Origin of the sequence: Burkholderia sp. MS455 (assembly GCF_016899445.1) — a bacterium.
GTDB classification, from domain to species: domain Bacteria; phylum Pseudomonadota; class Gammaproteobacteria; order Burkholderiales; family Burkholderiaceae; genus Burkholderia; species Burkholderia pyrrocinia_C.
In genome coordinates, this window is sequence record NZ_CP041779.1 from 3,446,390 (window position 1) to 3,465,121 (window position 18,732).

The following is an 18,732-nucleotide window of genomic DNA, read 5'->3' on the forward strand; positions in this document are numbered from 1 at the left end:
CGGATACCGCGCCCTTTCCGCCCGCGCAACAGACGCCCCCCCCGCCCGCGCGGGACGCCCCTGTCGGCTGCATGTATCATTTACGGCTGAGATCAGCACGACGAACGAGGCCGCCCGGCATGGCGGCAGGCCGTTCGCGTCGTGCTGGCCGCCTTGTTCGCCATGGAATCCCGGACCCAGTGAAACTCTCGTTCACCAAGATGCACGGCGCGGGCAACGACTTCGTCGTGCTCGACGGCTACTCGCGCGCGTTGCCGCCGCTCACCGAAGCGCAGGTGCGCGCGCTCGCCAACCGGCACTTCGGCATCGGCGCCGACCAGTTGCTGCTCGTCGAAAAACCGACCGTCGAAGGCGCGGATTTCAAGTACCGGATCTTCAACTGCGACGGCGGCGAAGTCGAACACTGCGGCAACGGCGCGCGCTGCTTCGTGAAATTCGTCAGCGACCGCGGCCTGACCGACCAGCGCAGCGTGCGCGTGCAGGTCATGAAGGGCCTGATCACGCTGACGCTGCAGGACAACGGCGAAGTCGTCGTCGACATGGGTGCGCCCGTGTTCGCGCCGGCACAGGTGCCGTTCGATACGGCCGGTCCGGGCGCGTCGGGCCTCGTCGGTCGCACGGAGGGCCGCGACACGCTGTGGCCGCTCGACGTCGGCGGCGCGACGCGCTGGATTTCGACGGTGTCGATGGGCAATCCGCATGCGGTGCAGGTCGTCGACGATGTCGAAGCGTATCCCGTGCTGGAAGAAGGCCCGCTGATCGAGCGCCACGCGCGCTTCCCGCAGCGCGTGAACGCCGGCTTCATGCAGATCGTGTCGCGCAATGAAGTGAAGCTGCGCGTGTACGAACGCGGCGCGGGCGAGACGCTCGCGTGCGGCACGGGTGCGTGCGCGGCGGTCGCGGCCGGCATCCGGCGCGGCCTGCTCGATTCGCCGGTGACCGTGCACACGCACGGCGGCACGCTGACGATCGGCTGGGACGGTGCGCGCGACGAAACCGCCGCGCTGATGATGGCCGGGCCCGCCACGACCGTGTTCGAAGGCGAGATCGACCTGAACGCCTGACCCTGCAACGTCCTTGATAATTGAACGCTCCAGCCACATGAACGATCGCGAAGTCGCCGACTACCTGCTCGCCAATCCCGAATTCTTCGCGCAGCACGCCGAACTGCTCGCGACGATCCGTCTCGCGAACCCGCACGGCAAGGCCGCGATCTCGCTGCAGGAGCGGCAGATGGAGATGCTGCGCGACAAGAACAAGCATCTCGAGCGCCGCCTCGCGGAGCTCGTGCGGTACGGCCACGAGAACGACAGCCTGTCCGCGAAGTTCAGCCGCTGGACCGCGCGCGTGATCGCGGAACGCGATCCGTACGCGTTGCCGCGCACGATCGCCGACGGCATCGCCGACGTGTTCGACGTGCCGCAAACCGCGCTGCGCGTGTGGGACGTCGCCGACACCTACGCGCAGGCCGACTTCGCGCGCCAGGTCGGCGAGGAAGTGCGCCTGTTCACGAACGGCCTGTCGACGCCGTACTGCGGCGCGAACACGGGCTTCGAGGCCGCGCAGTGGCTCGCGCCCGCGGTAGCCGCCCCGGCCGCGAATGCGGCGGAAGGCGCTGAAGCCGCGCCGGCCGGCGACGGCTCGGCCGCATCGGTCGCACTGCTCGCACTGCGCGCGCCGCTCGCCGGCGCCGACGCGCCCGCGTTCGGCCTGCTGGTGCTCGGTTCGCCCGATCCGCGCCGCTTCCACGACGGGATGGCCACCGACTTCCTCGCGCAGATCGCGACGCTCGCGAGCGCGGCGCTCACGCGCCTGCTGCCGCACTGACCTCGCACGCGATGACAGACGATCCGGTCGCCGCCTACCTGTCGAACCTGAAGCACGTCAGGCAGCTGTCGGAACATACGCTGCGCGCGTACACGCACGAACTCGACGAACTGAAGAAGCTCGCGGCCGGCCGACCGCTCGACACGCTGACGGCCGTCGACATGCGCGGCGCGGTCGCGCGCGCGCATGCGGGCGGGCTGTCCGCGCGCTCGATCTCGCACCGCCTGTCGGCATGGCGCGCGTTCTACCGCTGGCTCGCGCAGCGCATCGAGATGCCCGCGAACCCGGTTGCCGCGGTGCGCGCGCCGAAGCGCCCGAAAACGCTGCCGAAGGCGCTGTCGGTCGACGACGCGTCGGCGTTGATGGATGCGCCGCTCGCCGGCACGACCGAGAGCATCCGCGATCACGCGATCCTCGAGCTGTTCTACTCGTCGGGGCTGCGCCTGGCCGAGCTGATCGGGCTCGACGTCATGTACACGCAGGCCGACGGCTACCGCTCGGCCGGCTGGCTCGATCTCGCCGAGGCCGAGGTCACCGTGCGCGGCAAGGGCAACAAGGAGCGCAAGGTGCCGGTCGGCCGCAAGGCGATCGATGCGCTGAACGCGTGGCTCGCGGTGCGCGGCGAATTCGTGAAGCACGACCCGCATCCGCTGTTCGTGTCGGTGCGCGGCAACCGGATGTCGCCCGGCGTCGTGCGCGAGCGCGTGAAGCGCGCGGCGCTCGCCGCGGGCATTCCCGCCAACGTCCATCCGCACGTGCTGCGCCACTCGTTCGCGACGCACGTGCTGCAGTCGAGCGGCGACCTGCGCGCGGTGCAGGAGCTGCTCGGCCACGCGAGCGTCGCCGCGACGCAGGTCTATACGTCGCTCGACTTCCAGCATCTCGCGAAGATTTACGACAGCGCGCATCCGCGCGCGAAGAAGCGCGACTGACGCGCGTCCCGTGTTACCCGCCGCGTGCGGCGACCGGCAACGGTCGGCTTCGGGCGCGGCCCATTTCGATCCCATCATGCAAACCGTCACACTCAAGCCGTCCAAGGAAAAATCGCTGCTGCGCCGCCATCCCTGGATCTACGCCAATGCGATCGACCGCGTCGACGGCAAGCCCGCGCCCGGCGCAACCGTGATCGTGCGCACGCACGACGGCCGCTTCCTCGCGCGCGGCGCGTACAGCCCGCAGTCGCAGATCCGCGTGCGCGTGTGGAGCTTCGACGAGAACGAGCCGATCGACCACGCGTTCTTCAAGCGCCGCGTGCAGCGCGCGGTCGCGCACCGCACGACGATGGTGTCCGGCACGGGTGCGGTGCGGCTCGTGTTCGGCGAGGCCGACGGACTGCCGGGGCTGATCGTCGATTACTACGTCGCGGACACCGCGGAAGCCGGCGCGACGCCGCGCGGCCAGCTCGTCTGCCAGTTCATGGCCGCCGGCGTCGAAGCGTGGAAGGACGCGATCGTCGCGGCGCTCACCGGCGCGACCGGCTGCCCGAACGTGTACGAGCGCTCGGACGTGTCGATCCGCGACAAGGAAGGGCTCGAACAGACGACCGGCGTGCTGGCAGGAGACGCGCCGCCCGCGACGCTGATCGCGAACGAAAACGGCGTGCGCTATCACGTCGACGTGCCGAACGGCCACAAGACGGGCTTCTACGTCGACCAGCGCGACAACCGCGCGCTCGTCGCGCAGTACGCGGCCGGCCGCGACGTGCTGAACTGCTTCTGCTACACGGGCGGCTTCTCGCTCGCGGCGCTCAAGGGCGGCGCGAAACGCGTCGTGTCGATCGACTCGTCGGGCGATGCGCTCGCGCTCGCGCAGCAGAACGTCGTCGCCAACGGCTTCGATGCCGAACGCGCGACCTGGCTGGACGCCGACGCATTCAAGACGCTGCGCCGCCTCGTCGACGAAGGCGAACGTTTCGACCTGATCGTGCTCGATCCGCCGAAGTTCGCGCCGACCCGCGACAGCGTCGATCGCGCGGCGCGCGCATACAAGGACATCAACCTGAGCGGCTTCAAGCTGCTGCGCCCGGGCGGCCTGCTGTTCACGTACTCGTGCTCGGGCGCGATCGACATGGACCTGTTCCAGAAGATCGTCGCGGGCGCGGCAGCCGACGCGAAGGTCGATGCGCGCATCCTGAAGCGGCTCGGCGCGGGCGTCGATCACCCGCTGCTCGCCGCGTTCCCGGAAGGCGAATATCTGAAGGGCCTGCTGTTGCAAATCGTCTGATCGCCCCGATCTTGGCGGACACCCTGGTCCGCCGGCCCCGCCTGGCGGGCCAGCGCTTTCGCCTGTCGTCCGGACGACGGGCGGGGGCTTGACAGGTATGTTTCAATGGATGGTTGTGCGCCCCGGCTCGCAGCGCGAGGGCGCGACGCACATCCTGGTTTTGACCCCGATTCACGAACCACAGGCGACCGACATGGCCACTCCCGTCACCATCCTTACCGGCTTTCTCGGCAGCGGCAAGACGACGCTGCTCAAGCGCATCCTGAACGAACAGCACGGCATGAAGATCGCCGTGATCGAGAACGAGTTCGGCGAAGAGAACATCGACAACGAAATCCTCGTGCAGGATTCGAACGAGCAGATCATCCAGATGAGCAACGGCTGCATCTGCTGCACGATCCGCGGCGACCTCGCACGCGCGCTCGGCGATCTGGCCGCGAAGAAGCGCGAAGGCAAGCTCGACTTCGACCGCATCGTGATCGAGACGACCGGCCTCGCGAACCCGGGCCCCGTCGCGCAAACCTTCTTCATCGACAGCGAAATCGCCGACGATTTCCTGCTCGACGCGGTCATCACGCTCGTCGACGCGAAACACGCGGACGCGCAGCTCGACGAACACGAAGTCGTGCAGCGCCAGGTCGGTTTCGCCGACCGCCTGTTCATCACGAAGTCGGACCTCGTCGACGACCAGACCGTCGCCGATCTCAAGCACCGCCTGATGCACATGAACCCGAGGGCCGCGATCAAGGTCGTGAATTTCGGCGAAGCCGACATCAAGGAAATCTTCGACCTGCGCGGCTTCAACCTGAACGCGAAGCTCGAGATCGACCCCGACTTCCTCGCCGAGGACGATCACGCGCACCACCACCACGATCACGACCATGATCACGATCACGCCGATTGCGACCACGATCACGGTCAATGCGCGCACGATCACGACCACGGCCACCACCATCACCACCACGCGCACCATGACGACAAGATCAAGTCGTTCGTGTACCGCAACGACCGCCCGTTCGACCCGAACAAGCTGGAAGACTTCCTCGGCGGCATCCTGCAGATCTACGGCGAGCGGATGCTGCGCTACAAGGGCGTGCTGTTCATGAAGGGCGTCGACCGCAAGGTCGTGTTCCAGGGCGTGCACCAGATGATGGGCAGCGACCTCGCCGCCAAGTGGCTGCCGGCCGAAAAGAAGACCAACAAGATGGTGTTCATCGGCGTCGACCTGCCGCAGGACCTGATCACCGACGGCCTCGACGCCTGCCTCGCCTGACGCGCGCGGGCGCCGCGTTTGCGGCCCTTTTTGCCCCTTTGCGCCCCGCCCGCGCCGCCGCTTTCGCGGCGGCCCCGGCGGCGCTGGGCGGGCAGGGTTTCGCCGTCATCGCTTTTTCGCGATTTGCGCGTTATATTTTCTAGATATTGGCGCAGCCGACGGGGATCGACCCGATACGGCGCCCGCTTGCGATTCAGTTACAATACGTGCCCGCTGGAGTACGGCAACAAACAGGCCCGGTTCTTGCTGAACCAGTTTTCCGGGCATCGCAACCGCGCCGGATCGCCAATCCGCCACCCGGCCGCGGCCGATGCGATCTGCCGCGCAGCACACCGGTTCGCCGCGCGCGCAAATCCGCGCCAGGCCTATCCTGGTATTTGAGAACCGGTTTTTCCAGAGGCTTTCGGCCCCGCGGCGGCAAATCGCAAATGAATGCAAACGCGGTTGCGGGTAATCCCAAAGTGCAGGCAATATCTGTCGATTTGCCGCACATTGAAGAAGCAAGCAGATGACGAAGAAACTCTTGACCGAAGCCGAAATCCTGAAGATGAGCGACAAGGATTACATGAATGAGGATCAGCTCGCCTTCTTCAAAAATCGGCTCGAACAGTTGCAGGCGGACATCCTCAAGAATGCAGGCCAGACGACCGAGAACCTGCGCGAGACGGTGATCGTCCCCGATCCCGCCGATCGCGCGACGATCGAGGAAGAGCACGCGCTCGAGCTGCGCACGCGCGATCGCGAACGCAAGCTCCTCAAGAAGGTTCAGCAGTCGCTCGCCCGCATCGATTCCGGCGATTACGGCTGGTGCGAGGAAACCGGCGAGCCGATCGGCATTCCGCGCCTGCTCGCGCGTCCGACGGCCACGCTGTCGCTCGAGGCGCAGGAGCGCCGCGAGTTGCGCCAGAAGCTGTTCGGCGACTGATCGAGCGGCGTTCCGCTCCGACACGCTGCTTCCCGAAAGCGCGCGGCCTGCCGCGCGCTTTTTGTTTTTCCGGCACCGGTTCCCCACCGGCCGATTTGCCTCCCGCCTCTTGATATCGCCGCGCCCGCCCTAAAATGAAACGGACGCGCGCCGGGCCGCTCCCCGGCGCACTGCGATTCACGCGGCGGCGCCTCGCGCCGCCCGACTCTTCCCCGTTTTTCTCAAGGAACGCAGATGGAGCAATTTCACGGCACGACCATCGTTTCGGTCCGGCGCGGCGACAAGGTCGCGCTCGGCGGCGACGGCCAGGTAACCCTCGGCAACATCGTCATGAAGGGTGGCGCGCGGAAAGTGCGGCGGATCTACAACAACCAGGTTCTGGTCGGATTCGCGGGCGGCACCGCCGATGCGTTCTCGCTGCTCGACCGCTTCGAGGCGAAGCTCGAGAAGCACCAGGGCAACCTGACCCGTGCGGCCGTCGAGCTCGCGAAGGACTGGCGCACCGACCGGATGCTGCGCCGCCTCGAGGCGATGCTGATCACGGCCGATGCGACCACCACGCTCGTGATCACCGGCAACGGCGACGTGCTCGACCCCGAAGGCGGCATCTGCGCGATCGGCTCGGGCGGCGCGTACGCGCAGGCCGCGGCCCGCGCGCTCGCCGAGAACACCGAGCTGTCGCCGCGCGAGATCGTCGAGAAGTCGCTCGGGATCGCCGGCGACATGTGCATCTACACGAACCACAACCGCATCATCGAAACGATCGAGTAAGGACCGCCCCATGAGCACCATGACCCCTGCCGAGATCGTCTCGGAACTCGACAAGCACATCATCGGCCAGAACAAGGCGAAGAAGGCCGTCGCGGTCGCGCTGCGCAACCGCTGGCGCCGCCAGCAGGTCGCCGATCCGCTGCGCACGGAAATCACGCCGAAGAACATCCTGATGATCGGGCCGACGGGCGTCGGCAAGACCGAAATCGCGCGCCGCCTCGCGAAGCTCGCCGATGCGCCGTTCATCAAGATCGAAGCGACCAAGTTCACCGAAGTCGGCTACGTCGGCCGCGACGTCGACAGCATCGTGCGCGACCTGATCGAGATCTCGGTCAAGCAGACGCGCGAATCCGAGATGCGCAAGGTGCGCAGCAAGGCGACCGACCAGGCGGAAGACCGCATCCTCGACATCCTGCTGCCGCAACCGCGCGCGGTGGGCTTCGGCGGCAATGCCGAGCACGCGAACGACGACAACAACGCGACGCGCCAGACGTTCCGCAAGCGCCTGCGCGAAGGCCAGCTCGACGACAAGGAAGTCGAGCTCGACCTCGAGCAGCCGTCGGTCGGCATGGACATCATGGCGCCGCCCGGGATGGAAGAGATGACCGAGCAGATCCGCTCGATGTTCTCGAACCTCGGCAGCGGCAAGAAGCAGCGCCGCAAGGTGAAGATCAAGGAAGCGCTGAAGCTGCTGACCGACGAGGAAGCGGCGAAGATGCTCAACGACGAGGAAGTGAAGACGAAGGCCGTGCAGAACGTCGAGCAGAACGGCATCGTGTTCCTCGACGAGATCGACAAGATCACGTCGCGCAACAATGAAGGCAGCGGCGGCGAAGTGTCGCGCCAGGGCGTGCAGCGCGACCTGCTGCCGCTCGTCGAAGGCACGACGATCAACACGAAGTACGGGATGGTGAAGACCGATCACATCCTGTTCATCGCGAGCGGCGCGTTCCACCTCGCGAAGCCGAGCGACCTGATTCCGGAACTGCAGGGCCGCTTCCCGATCCGCGTCGAGCTCGAATCGCTGTCGGTGGAAGACTTCGAGGCGATCCTCGATGCAACCGACGCGAGCCTCGTCAAGCAGTACCAGGCGCTGCTCGCGACCGAAGACGTGCAGCTCGAATTCGCCCAGGACGGCATCCGCCGTCTCGCGGAGATCGCGTATGCGGTCAACGAGAAGACCGAGAACATCGGCGCGCGCCGGCTGTACACGGTGATCGAGAAACTGCTCGAGGAAGTGTCGTTCTCGGCCGGCAATCACGCCGGCGAGCGCGTGACGATCGACGCGACGTATGTCGACCGCGCGCTCGGCGAAGTGGCGCAGGACGAGGATCTGTCGCGCTACGTGCTGTAACGCGCGCGGCGGCGAATGCGAAACGGGCGACCCGGCGGGCCGCCCGTTTTCGTTGGCGCGTCCGGCGGACAGCCGCGCCCAGCCTGCCCGCATGCGCGATCGCCCATCGCAACCCGCGCCGCCCGTCGTACGGAATCGACACCCGCCGCGACGACTGCGGCGCGCGTCACGCCGGACTTACTGCCGCACCGGCTTCTTCGCGAGCTTGCGCTGCAGCGTGCGGCGGTGCATGTTCAGCGCGCGCGCGGTCGCCGAGATGTTGTTGCTGTTCTCCGCGAGCACGCGCTGGATGTGCTCCCATTCGAGCCGGTCGACCGACAGCACGACCGGATTCTCGAGCGCCTCGTCGGCCTGCACTTCGGTCGCGTTGGTCTGCAGCGCGGCCAGGATCGACTCGACGTTCGCAGGCTTCGCGAGATAGTTGTCGGCGCCTTCCTTCACGGCCTGCACGGCAGTCGCGATGCTCGCGTAGCCGGTCAGCACCAGAATCCGCGCATCGGGCTGCAGGTCGCACAGCGGCGCGATCAGGCTCAGGCCCGAATCCTCGCCGAGATGCAGGTCGACGGTGATGAACTGGAACTTGCCGCCCGCGGCGAGCCTGAGCGCCGTCTCCTTGTCGTGCGCCTGCTGGACCGCGTAACCGCGCCGCTCGAGGCCGCGCGCGAGCGTGCCCGCGAACACCTCGTTGTCGTCGATCACCAGGAAATTGTTCTCGCTCATGTGGTTTCTCCGTCTACGTGTTGGTTGAGGCGGCCGGCGCCGCGACGCGCACGACCGGCAGGCGCAGCACGGCCCGCGTACCGCGCCCGGCGGTTGCGCCGGCCGCGCGGCTGTCCGGCGTGCCTGCCGTTCGTTCGGCCATGCGTTCGCCCGCGCGTTGGCCCGATGCAGCCGCAGCCTGGCCGTTCGCCGCACCGCCGGCCCGCCCGTTGCCGCCCGCCGCGCGCGGCGTGACATCGGACAGTTCGATCGCGCCGCCGAGCCGCACGGCCGCACTGAACGCGAGATACAGGCCGACCCCGTGCCCGCCCTGCGTGCTGTCGACCGGCATCGCGCCGAGCGATTCGCGCAGCGCGGCCGGAATGCCGGGCCCGTCGTCGCATACCTCGAATTCGATCTCGTCGGCCGCGCGGTCGTGCGCGACCTTCGCGGCCAGCGTCACGCGCTGCGGGCTCGCGCGCGCGGCGTTGTCGAGCAGGATCGTCAGGATCTGGCCGGCCGCGACCGTATCGTCGAGCGCGACGCCCGCCGGACGCGCGCCGAGCAGCTCGAACTGCACGTGCGGATGCCGCAGGCGCCAGTGTTCGACGAACGTGTCGAGCCAGTCGTCCACCGGCTGGCGGCTCGCGGGCGCGCTCGCGCGGCTGCGCAGGCGCGCGAGCGCCGACGTGCAGAGCGTCATCTGTTCCTCGAGCACCTTCAGGTCGGCCTCGTAGCGGGCCAGCCCCGGATCGGCGCGCGCCGCGTCGCGCAATTCCTCGGCGAGCATCGCGATCGTCGACAGCGGCGTGCCCATCTCGTGCGCGACGGTGGCGGCCTGCACGCCGAGCGCGACAGCACGCTCGTCGCGCAGCAGGTGCTGCTGCGCTTCGCCGAGCGCCGCATCGCGCTGGCGCAGCGCATTCGACATGCGCGCGACGAACCACGCGATCAGCCCGACGCTGACCATGAAGTTCGCCCACATCCCGGTGCGGTAGTAGTCGAACAGGTTCGCGGGATTGTCCATGTTGAGCGGCACCGAATCGAAGCCGAGCGCCGCATAGCACGCGACCGCGAACGCCGCGAGCCAGATCATCAGGTGCCACGGCAGCACGGCCGCCGCGATCGCGAGCGACGGCAGGTACAGCGACACGAACGGGTTGGTCGTGCCGCCCGACAGGAACAGCAGCGCGGACAGCGCGCCGAGGTCGACCCACAGCTGGCCGAGTAGCTCGAAATTGGTCTCGGGCCGTGCTCGCAGCACGCGCACCCAGGTCAGCGCGTTGAAAACGATTTCGAGCGCGATGACCATCAGCATCGCAGGCAGCGGCAGATGCACACCGAAATAGGTCTGCACGACGCCGATCGTCACGAGCTGGCCGACGATCGCGAGATTGCGGAGCCAGAACAGATGACTGAGGTTGACGCGTCCGGTGGTGGTGATTCGTTGCATCCGGGCAGTTTACCCGTTTAGCGGGCGGTGCCTCCAGCGGGGCCGGATCGAAGCGCGGGCACGGAGCGCACCGCGTGCCCGGCCGGCGCCGTCAGCCGGTCGCGCCGGCCATGCGCCGCGCGATCTCGTCGGCCAGGCACTCGGGGCACCGGCAGCGCACGCCGGCCGCGGGCTGCGTGCCGCCGGGCAGCGCCGGCATCGATGCGCACCAGCAGTCGAACGGCTGCGTGAGCGCGCCGCAATCGAAGCCGCGCCCGCAGTGCGGGCAGCGCGCGCGGCGCGGGGCGGAACGGGCGTCGGCGGCGGAATCGGTCATGGCGCAATCGCGGAAACGGGCGTGAAGTCGCCCCACGCGACAAGCATAGCGCGGCGCACGGATTTTGCGCACCGGCCGCCCGGCCGAGGTTCGTCGCGAGCGCACGCGAACCTGCCCGCCGCCGCCGCCCGCGCACCGTCGCCCGCATCCCACAGCGCCATAGCCGGCGGGCCGCTGCGTGCGGTGTCCGAGCCGCGCCGCCAGCGCTCCGGCCACCCAAAAACACGATGCTGCGCTGCGCCACTCCTGTACAATTCGCCGTGTTTCAATCGTTCCCAGCCTGAGCCGCCGCCATGTCCGAGCCCATCGACCTCTCGCAGATCGCCCCCACGCTGAAAGCAGAAATCCTCGCCGAGGCGCTGCCGTACATCCGCCGCTACCACGGCAAGACCGTGGTCATCAAATACGGCGGCAACGCGATGACGGAAGAGCGGCTCAAGCAAGGCTTCGCGCGCGACGTGATCCTGCTGAAACTGGTCGGCATCAATCCGGTGATCGTCCACGGCGGCGGTCCGCAGATCGATCAGGCGCTGAAAAAGATCGGCAAGGCCGGCACCTTCATCCAGGGCATGCGCGTCACCGACGAAGAGACGATGGAAGTCGTCGAATGGGTGCTGGGCGGCGAAGTGCAGCAGGACATCGTGACGCTGATCAACCATTTCGGCGGCCACGCGGTGGGCCTGACGGGCAAGGACGGCGGCCTGATCCACGCGCGCAAGCTGCTGATGCCGGACCGCGACAACCCGGGCCAGTACATCGACATCGGCCAGGTCGGCGAAGTCGAGGCGATCAACCCGGCAGTCGTGAAGGCGCTGCAGGACGACGCGTTCATCCCGGTGATCTCGCCGATCGGCTTCGGCGAAGACGGCCTGTCGTACAACATCAACGCAGACCTCGTCGCGGGCAAGCTCGCCACGGTGCTGAACGCCGAGAAGCTGCTGATGATGACCAACATCCCGGGCGTGATGGACAAGGACGGCAACCTGCTGACCGATTTGTCCGCGCGCGAGATCGACGCGCTGTTCGAGGACGGCACGATCTCCGGCGGCATGCTGCCGAAGATCTCGTCGGCGCTCGACGCCGCGAAGAGCGGCGTGAAGTCGGTGCACATCGTCGACGGCCGGATCGAGCACTCGGTGCTGCTGGAAATCCTGACCGAGCAGCCGTTCGGCACGATGATCCGCTCGCATTGAGCACGCGCCGCAAGACCGCCAGCCCCGACCTGCCGGCCCCGCTGCGGCGCCGGCGCATCTCGCGCAGCCGGCCGCGCGCCGGCGCGCCCGTCTGGCTGTTCGATCTCGACAACACGCTGCACCACGCATCGCACGCGATCTTTCCCGAGATCAACCGTGCGATGACGCAATACATCATCGATGCGCTCAAGGTCGAGCGCGCCGAAGCCGACCGCTTGCGCACCGGCTATACGCAGCGCTACGGCGCCGCGCTCCTCGGCCTCACGCGCCATCACCCGATCGATCCGCACGACTTCCTGCGCGCGGTTCACACGTTTTCCGATCTCCCCGCGATGGTGCGCGCCGAGCGCGGCCTCGCACACATCATCGCCGCGCTGCCGGGCCGCAAGTTCGTGCTGACCAACGCGCCGGAGAACTACGCGCGCGCGGTGCTGCGCGAACTGCGCATCGAACGGCTGTTCGAGCGCGTGATCGCGATCGAGCACATGCGCGACCGCCGCACGTGGCGCGCGAAGCCCGACCACACGATGCTGCGCCGGACGCTGCGCGCCTCGCGTGCGCGCTTTTCGGATGCGATCCTCGTCGAGGATACGCGCGACCACCTGAAGCGCTACAAGCGCCTCGGCATCGGCACGGTCTGGATTACCGGCCATCTTCCCGGCCACCTGCCGGGTACCGGCCGCCCGCATTACGTCGACCAGCGGATTCGTTCGTTAAAATCGCTGCGACTGGGCACACGATCGGGGCGACAGAAATGCAGCCGACTTACCCGCAGGACCAAGCCGTAACGGAAGGCCAGGCCACACCCTCCCGCCCGCGCCCGAAGCCGGGCGAGCGCCGCGTGATGATCCTGCAGACGCTCGCGGCGATGCTCGAGGCGCCGAAGCGCGAGAAGATCACGACGGCCGCGCTCGCGGCCCGGCTCGACGTGTCGGAAGCCGCGCTGTACCGCCATTTCCCGAGCAAGGCGAAGATGTACGAAGGGCTGATCGAGTTCATCGAGCAGTCGCTGTTCGGCCTCGTCAACCAGATCGTCGCGAAGGAGCCGAACGGCGTGCTGCAGGCGCGCACGATCGCGCTGACGATGCTCAATTTCGCCGCGAAGAACCCGGGGATGACGCGCGTGCTGACGGGCGAGGCGCTGGTCGGCGAGGACGAGCGGCTCACCGAGCGCGTGAACCAGTTGCTCGACCGCATCGAAGCGACCGTCAAGCAATGCCTGCGGGTTGCGCGCACGGAGGCGAATGCGCCGCAGGACGGTGCAACGCCGTTCGTGCTGCCGGCCGATTACGATCCGGCTGCGCGAGCGAGCCTGCTCGTCAGCTACGTGATCGGCAGGTGGCACCGCTTCGCGAAAGGCGGGTTCCAGAAATCGCCCGGCGAGCAGGCCGACGCGCATTTGCGGCTGATCCTGCAGTAGCGCCGCGCCGGCCCCTGTCCGGCAACGCACACCGGTTTCGCGCATTCGACGACGGACGGTGCGGCCGCTCCGCCGCGTCGGCTCGCACCTTCCCGCCTGCTTCTGCCGGCGGCGAATGCCCCCGCGAATTCGAACTCGTCCAATTTCACCCCATCACCTTTCGGGTTACGTTTATCTAATTGCAGATAAATTCAGGTGAAATGGTGAATCGCAGATTCCGACATTCCCGGATGAGGGCAGCCCGACGCCTCGCCCATTCGGCATTGCTTGCGGGGGCGGCAGTGCCATGGCCGTCGGCCGCGCAGGTGACCAACGGCGGTCCGCAACAGGCGGACGGTGTCGTGCTTGAAATCGCGCCGGGAGATTATTCGACGACGCAACCGGGCAAGGCCGTGCTTTCCGCCGTCAATGGCGGCACGCTGGTGACGACCGGCAAGACGCGCGTGTTCTCCACCGCCTATTTCGCGGCGGGCGCGGCCGCGCAAGGCGCCGGCTCGAGCGCCAGGCTGAGCGATACGGAAATCCGCACCCGCGGCGGCTCCAGTGCCGGAATCGACATCCGATACGGCGGCAGCGCGAGCGCGGAACGCATCTCGATCGATACCGACGGCGATTATTCGCACGGCGCGTCCGTCTACAGCGCCGGCAGCCGGCTCCGCATCGCCGACAGCGTCATCGTCACGCGGGGCAAGGAGGCGTATGGCATCCTGGCGAACTACGTGCCGGGCGGCGTCATCGACGTCGCCAACACGCTGATTCGCACCAGCGGCCTGTTTGCCCATGGCGTGGCCATCAGCTACGACGGCGTCCGTGCGACGCTGAATCGCACGGGTATCCGGACCGATGGCGACTACGCGTCGGCGCTGTACCTGCCCGGCGCGTCGGCTGTCGCCTTCAGCGACAGCCATCTGGAAACCGGTGGCGATTACGCGCTCGGCGTGGACACCCGCGAAGGGCGCGTCGAGCTCGCGCGTACGCAAATCGTCACGCACGGCCGCAGCGCACACGGGCTGTACGCATCGATGGAATATACCCACACGCCGACCATCGACGCGATCGATACGCAGGTGACAACCACCGGCGCCCGTTCGGTCGGCGCACTGGCCCGGCTCGGCGGCCGGGTCACGATGACACGCGGCGGCATCGTGACGACCGGCGAGCGCGCGCGCGGTGCGATGTCCGCCGGCACGGGGTCGGTTGCGTCGCTCGTCGACGCAACCGTCGAGACGCGCGGCAACGAGGCCGCAGCCCTCCATGCAAGCGCCGGCGGCAGCATCGACCTGCTGCGCACCGATGCCCGCGCAACCGGCAACGCCGCGCCTGCCGCGAGCGTCCACGGCGGCAGGCTGACGGCCGACGGCGGCTCGCTCTTCAGCGAGCGGCATGCGGCCATCGACGCGTCTGACGCCGACGTCACGCTGCAGAACAGCGCCCGCGCCGCCAGCGGCACCGGCACGCTGCTGTCGGTCCGGGCCCAGTCGGGCGCGCCCGTGCGCCTGACGCTCGACACCGGCGCGCAAGCGGCGGGCGACATCGTGAATCAGCCGGCCGACGACGGCAGCCCGACTTCCGCCGTGACCGACGTCGCACTGTCCGGCGCGTCGACATGGCGCGGCGCAACGGACGCTGTCCGCACGCTGTCGCTCGATACCGACAGCCGCTGGATCGTCACCTCCGATTCGTCGGTCGGATCCGTCGCGCTGAACGACTCGACGATCGCATTCGCAGCGCCGGACGCCGGCACGCCGCCCGCGCCGCGCACGCTCGTCGTCAACGGCGACTATGCGGCCCGCAACGGCAAGCTGGTCCTCCATACCGCGCTGCGCGACGACGCGTCGCCCACCGACCGGCTCGTGATCGACGGCGGCCACGCGTCGGGCGACACCGGCATCGTCGTTAAGCGCACGAGCGGCGAAGGCGCGCAGACGACGGTCGGCATCCCGATCGTCGAAACCCGCAACGGCGGCACCACCGATGCCGCAGCCTTCTCGCTCGATGCGGCATCGGACGGCTACCGGCAGGGCTTCGGCACACTGTCCGCGGGCGGCTACGACTACATGCTCAAGCGCGGCGGGAACGGCGGTCGGCCGGACGACTGGCATCTGGTCTCCGCCGCGAAACCCGAACCGCCTGCGCCCCCCGGCCTCGTCGACCCCGATCCGCCGGTCCAGCCGGAAATCGAGCCGCCGCCGCAGCGCGCCTCCGCACCGGAGCCCGACGCGTATCTGGCGAACGCCGACGCGGCAGCCATGATGGCGATCCATACATTGCACCAGCGCGAAGACCGCTCGCTGCGAGCGACGGAGACGGAGGCGGCACCGCACGCGCTCGACGGCGCCGCCTGGCTGCGCGCCGAGGGGCAGTTCATGTCGATGTCGGGCGGTGCGCGCAGCGTATCGGGCAACGGTCGCCTGATTCATGCGGGCGCCGACCTGTTCCGCTTCGACGACGGCCGCGGCGGCAGCGTTCGCATCGGCGCGATGGGCCTGTACGGCAGCCAGACGAACTGGTCGACGCGGCCGCTGTGGAACCCGATCGAACAGCGCATGACGAACGCCACCGCGCGCGGCAGCGTATCAGGCTACAACGCGGGGCTGTACGGCACCTGGTACGGCAACCGCGACATTCTGTCGGGCCCGTACGTCGATGCGTGGGTCATGTATGGCGCGTATGCGAACCATGTCGGCGGCAGCCTCGCCGGCGATTCCTATCGCTCGCGCACCGTCACGGGTTCGCTCGAGGCCGGCCATTCGTTCCTGTTCCACCGCAGCGGCGACACGCGTTTCTTCGTCGAACCCGAAGCGCAGCTCGTCGTGACGGACTACCGCGCGGCCGCGCACGCCGCGCCGGGCGGCCATCTCGACACGCAGCGCTCGACCGACGTGCTGACCCGCGTCGGCGTGCGCGTGCACGGCGTGACGGCAATGTCGTCCGGCCGCGAGCTTCGACCGTTCATCGAAGCGAACTGGTGGCACGGCCCGGGGTCGCGCTCGCTGACGCTCGACGGCAACGCGTTCTCGTTCAGCGTCCCGCGCGATCGCGTGGCACTCCGGATCGGCGCCACCGGCCAGATCGCCAGGCGATTCGCCATCTCGGCCAGCATCGGCGTGGAAGGCAACCTGTCCGACTACTCGGTGGTCAAGGGGCAACTCGCGGCGAAATACCGCTGGTGACGCAGCCGCCGGCAGCGGGCCGCGGAAATTCGCGTGATCCGGATTTCCGCTATACTTTGCCGACTTGCCGCCTCCTCGGCGGCAAGTCGGAAGCGCGCCGATTTGCTGACTCGATTGCGGGCGCGCGAACCGGCCGGGGCCATGATGTGTCTTGTCCCGGCGGTTCACTACAAATGCGGCTAAAGAGGTCGTCAGCCGCGCATCTCCGACTCCGCGCCTCGCCGACACCATTTAGCTGCCCAGTCATAAGGCGGAACGAATGGAATCGATCGGCATCGTCGCTCCACAGACCATGCACTTCGCCGAACCGCTGCGCTTGCAAAGCGGCAGCGCGCTCGGCAACTATCAGCTCGTCGTCGAGACGTACGGCGAGCTCAACGCCGCGCGCTCGAACGCGGTGCTCGTCTGCCACGCGCTCAACGCGTCGCATCACGTCGCCGGCGTCTATGCGGACGATCCGCGCAGCACCGGCTGGTGGGACAACATGGTCGGCCCGGGCAAGCCGCTCGACACCAACCGCTTCTTCGTGATCGGCGTGAACAACCTCGGCTCGTGCTTCGGCTCGACCGGCCCGATGAGCATCGATCCGTCGACCGGCAAGCCGTACGGCGCGCGCTATCCGGTGGTCACCGTCGAGGACTGGGTGCACGCACAGGCGCGCGTCGCCGATGCGTTCGGCATCGAGCGCTTCGCCGCCGTGATGGGCGGCAGCCTCGGCGGGATGCAGGCACTCGCGTGGAGCCTGATGTATCCGGAGCGCGTCGCGCACTGCATCGACATCGCGTCGACGCCGAAGCTGTCCGCGCAGAACATCGCGTTCAACGAGGTCGCGCGCTCGGCGATCCTGTCCGATCCCGACTTCCACGGCGGCGACTACTACGCGCACGGCGTGAAGCCGAAGCGCGGCCTGCGCGTCGCGCGGATGATCGGCCACATCACGTATCTTTCGGACGACGACATGGCCGAGAAATTCGGCCGCGCGCTGCGCCGCGCCGACGGGGCGCTCGACGCGTACAACTTCAGCTTCGACGTCGAGTTCGAGGTCGAGTCGTACCTGCGCTACCAGGGCGACAAGTTCGCCGACTACTTCGACGCGAACACCTACCTGCTGATCACGCGCGCGCTCGACTACTTCGATCCGGCGAAGGCGTTCGACGGCAACCTGACCGCCGCGCTTGCGCAAACGCAGGCGAAATACCTGATCGCGAGCTTCTCGACCGACTGGCGCTTCGCGCCCGCGCGTTCGCGCGAGATCGTGAAGGCGCTGCTCGACAACAAGCGCACGGTCAGCTACGCGGAGATCGACGCGCCGCACGGCCACGACGCGTTCCTGCTCGACGACGCGCGCTATCACAACCTGATCCGCGCGTATTACGAACGAATCGCCAACGAGGTGGGAGCATGAACCAGCAAGCGCTGAATTCCCTGTCCGCGCGCGCGGACTTCCGCACGATCGCACGCTGGGTCGAGCCGCGCTCGACCGTGCTCGACCTCGGCTGCGGCGACGGCTCGCTGCTCGCGCTGCTGATGGAGGAGCTGGACGTCACCGGCTACGGCATCGAGCTGAACGACGCGGGCGTGCTCGCGAGCGCGAAGAACGGCATCAACGTGATCCAGCAGAACCTCGAGGACGGCCTGCGCCTGTTCGAGGACCACAGCTTCGACATCGCGATCCTGTCGCAGACGCTGCAGACGATCCACCAGACGGCCGCGATCCTGCGCGAAACGGCGCGCGTCGGCCGCGAGTGCATCGTGTCGTTCCCGAACTTCGGCTACTGGCCGCACCGGCTGTCGGTGCTGCACGGCCGGATGCCCGTGTCGAAATCGCTGCCGTACCAGTGGCACAACACGCCGAACGTGCGCGTGCTGACGATCAAGGATTTCGAGGCGCTCGCACCCGAAGTCGGCGTCACGATCCTCGACCGCGTCGTGCTGCACGAAGGCCAGCCGATTCGATGGGGAGCGAACTGGCGTGGTAGTCTTGCTGTCTACCGCGTCAAGCGCAGCTGAGCCGGGGGGCCGTTGACGGACGCCGGGCCCGGCCCGCGCCGCTCCCGCCGCGCGCGCTGCCGCCGCAATCAGTCAACGCTACCCAGTTCCAGTCC

17 protein-coding genes are annotated in these 18,732 nt (G+C 68.1%); 14 read left to right on the forward strand and 3 right to left on the reverse strand.

Features of this window, described 5'->3' with window-relative positions; translation table 11 throughout:
• The first annotated feature begins 119 nt into the window (after positions 1-119).
• From dapF to hslU, 8 genes are all read left to right on the forward strand, one after another.
• Positions 120-1,064, forward strand: coding sequence for a diaminopimelate epimerase (gene dapF, locus FPJ27_RS35030; RefSeq protein WP_204425009.1), 945 nt, complete (start codon positions 120-122; stop codon positions 1,062-1,064).
• A 37-nt stretch (positions 1,065-1,101) separates the two neighbouring features.
• Positions 1,102-1,827, forward strand: coding sequence for a DUF484 family protein (locus FPJ27_RS35035; protein WP_204425011.1), 726 nt, complete (start codon positions 1,102-1,104; stop codon positions 1,825-1,827).
• 11 nt (positions 1,828-1,838) lie between these two features.
• Positions 1,839-2,759: a tyrosine recombinase XerC gene (gene xerC / locus FPJ27_RS35040; protein ID WP_072437588.1), complete on the forward strand. Its 921-nt coding sequence runs from the start codon at positions 1,839-1,841 to the stop codon at positions 2,757-2,759.
• A 76-nt stretch (positions 2,760-2,835) separates the two neighbouring features.
• Positions 2,836-4,050: a class I SAM-dependent rRNA methyltransferase gene (locus tag FPJ27_RS35045; protein WP_072437589.1), complete on the forward strand. Its 1,215-nt coding sequence runs from the start codon at positions 2,836-2,838 to the stop codon at positions 4,048-4,050.
• A gap of 97 nt (positions 4,051-4,147) precedes the next feature.
• Positions 4,148-5,323 carry a GTP-binding protein gene (locus FPJ27_RS35050; RefSeq protein WP_175749039.1) on the forward strand — a complete coding sequence of 392 codons (1,176 nt, stop codon included), beginning with the start codon at positions 4,148-4,150 and terminating at the stop codon, positions 5,321-5,323.
• Between the two features lie 508 nt (positions 5,324-5,831).
• A complete protein-coding gene (dksA, locus tag FPJ27_RS35055; protein ID WP_006477498.1) occupies positions 5,832-6,248 on the forward strand; it encodes an RNA polymerase-binding protein DksA in 417 nt (138 codons plus the stop codon).
• 234 nt (positions 6,249-6,482) lie between these two features.
• Complete coding sequence (hslV, locus tag FPJ27_RS35060; RefSeq protein WP_006755256.1) at positions 6,483-7,019, forward strand: ATP-dependent protease subunit HslV; 537 nt, start codon at positions 6,483-6,485, stop codon at positions 7,017-7,019.
• A 10-nt stretch (positions 7,020-7,029) separates the two neighbouring features.
• Positions 7,030-8,373 carry an ATP-dependent protease ATPase subunit HslU gene (gene hslU, locus FPJ27_RS35065; protein WP_072437590.1) on the forward strand — a complete coding sequence of 448 codons (1,344 nt, stop codon included), beginning with the start codon at positions 7,030-7,032 and terminating at the stop codon, positions 8,371-8,373.
• A gap of 177 nt (positions 8,374-8,550) precedes the next feature.
• Here the strand turns inward: hslU and FPJ27_RS35070 are convergent, their stop codons facing one another.
• From FPJ27_RS35070 to FPJ27_RS35080, 3 genes are all read right to left on the reverse strand, one after another.
• Positions 8,551-9,093 (reverse strand): response regulator transcription factor, encoded by a 543-nt coding sequence (locus FPJ27_RS35070; protein WP_204425013.1) that lies wholly within the window; start codon positions 9,091-9,093, stop codon positions 8,551-8,553.
• 13 nt (positions 9,094-9,106) lie between these two features.
• A complete protein-coding gene (locus FPJ27_RS35075) occupies positions 9,107-10,525 on the reverse strand; it encodes an ATP-binding protein (RefSeq protein WP_175963304.1) in 1,419 nt (472 codons plus the stop codon).
• A 91-nt stretch (positions 10,526-10,616) separates the two neighbouring features.
• On the reverse strand, positions 10,617-10,841 hold the full coding sequence (locus FPJ27_RS35080; RefSeq protein WP_072437592.1) for a cysteine-rich CWC family protein: 225 nt from the start codon (positions 10,839-10,841) through the stop codon (positions 10,617-10,619).
• A 293-nt stretch (positions 10,842-11,134) separates the two neighbouring features.
• On the opposite strand from FPJ27_RS35080, the gene argB reads away from it, so the two are divergent.
• The 6 genes from argB to metW all read left to right on the forward strand — a co-directional run bounded on the left by argB (position 11,135) and on the right by metW (position 18,637).
• Positions 11,135-12,034 carry an acetylglutamate kinase gene (gene argB / locus FPJ27_RS35085; protein ID WP_006754950.1) on the forward strand — a complete coding sequence of 300 codons (900 nt, stop codon included), beginning with the start codon at positions 11,135-11,137 and terminating at the stop codon, positions 12,032-12,034.
• Positions 12,031-12,822 carry a pyrimidine 5'-nucleotidase gene (locus FPJ27_RS35090; protein WP_072437593.1) on the forward strand — a complete coding sequence of 264 codons (792 nt, stop codon included), beginning with the start codon at positions 12,031-12,033 and terminating at the stop codon, positions 12,820-12,822. The genes argB and FPJ27_RS35090 overlap by 4 nt, the downstream gene beginning before the upstream one ends.
• Positions 12,789-13,454 carry a nucleoid occlusion factor SlmA gene (gene slmA, locus FPJ27_RS35095; protein WP_072437594.1) on the forward strand — a complete coding sequence of 222 codons (666 nt, stop codon included), beginning with the start codon at positions 12,789-12,791 and terminating at the stop codon, positions 13,452-13,454. The genes FPJ27_RS35090 and slmA overlap by 34 nt, the downstream gene beginning before the upstream one ends.
• 230 nt (positions 13,455-13,684) lie before the next feature.
• Entirely contained in the window at positions 13,685-16,627 is a 2,943-nt protein-coding gene (locus FPJ27_RS35100) for an autotransporter outer membrane beta-barrel domain-containing protein (protein WP_239483350.1), read from the forward strand.
• Positions 16,628-16,886: 259 nt separating this feature from the next.
• The gene (locus tag FPJ27_RS35105; protein ID WP_204425017.1) at positions 16,887-18,032 is read left to right on the forward strand and encodes a homoserine O-acetyltransferase; all 1,146 of its coding nucleotides are present in this window, start codon (positions 16,887-16,889) and stop codon (positions 18,030-18,032) included.
• On the forward strand, positions 18,029-18,637 hold the full coding sequence (gene metW, locus FPJ27_RS35110; protein WP_034179337.1) for a methionine biosynthesis protein MetW: 609 nt from the start codon (positions 18,029-18,031) through the stop codon (positions 18,635-18,637). The genes FPJ27_RS35105 and metW overlap by 4 nt, the downstream gene beginning before the upstream one ends.
• Positions 18,638-18,732: the final 95 nt, after the last annotated feature.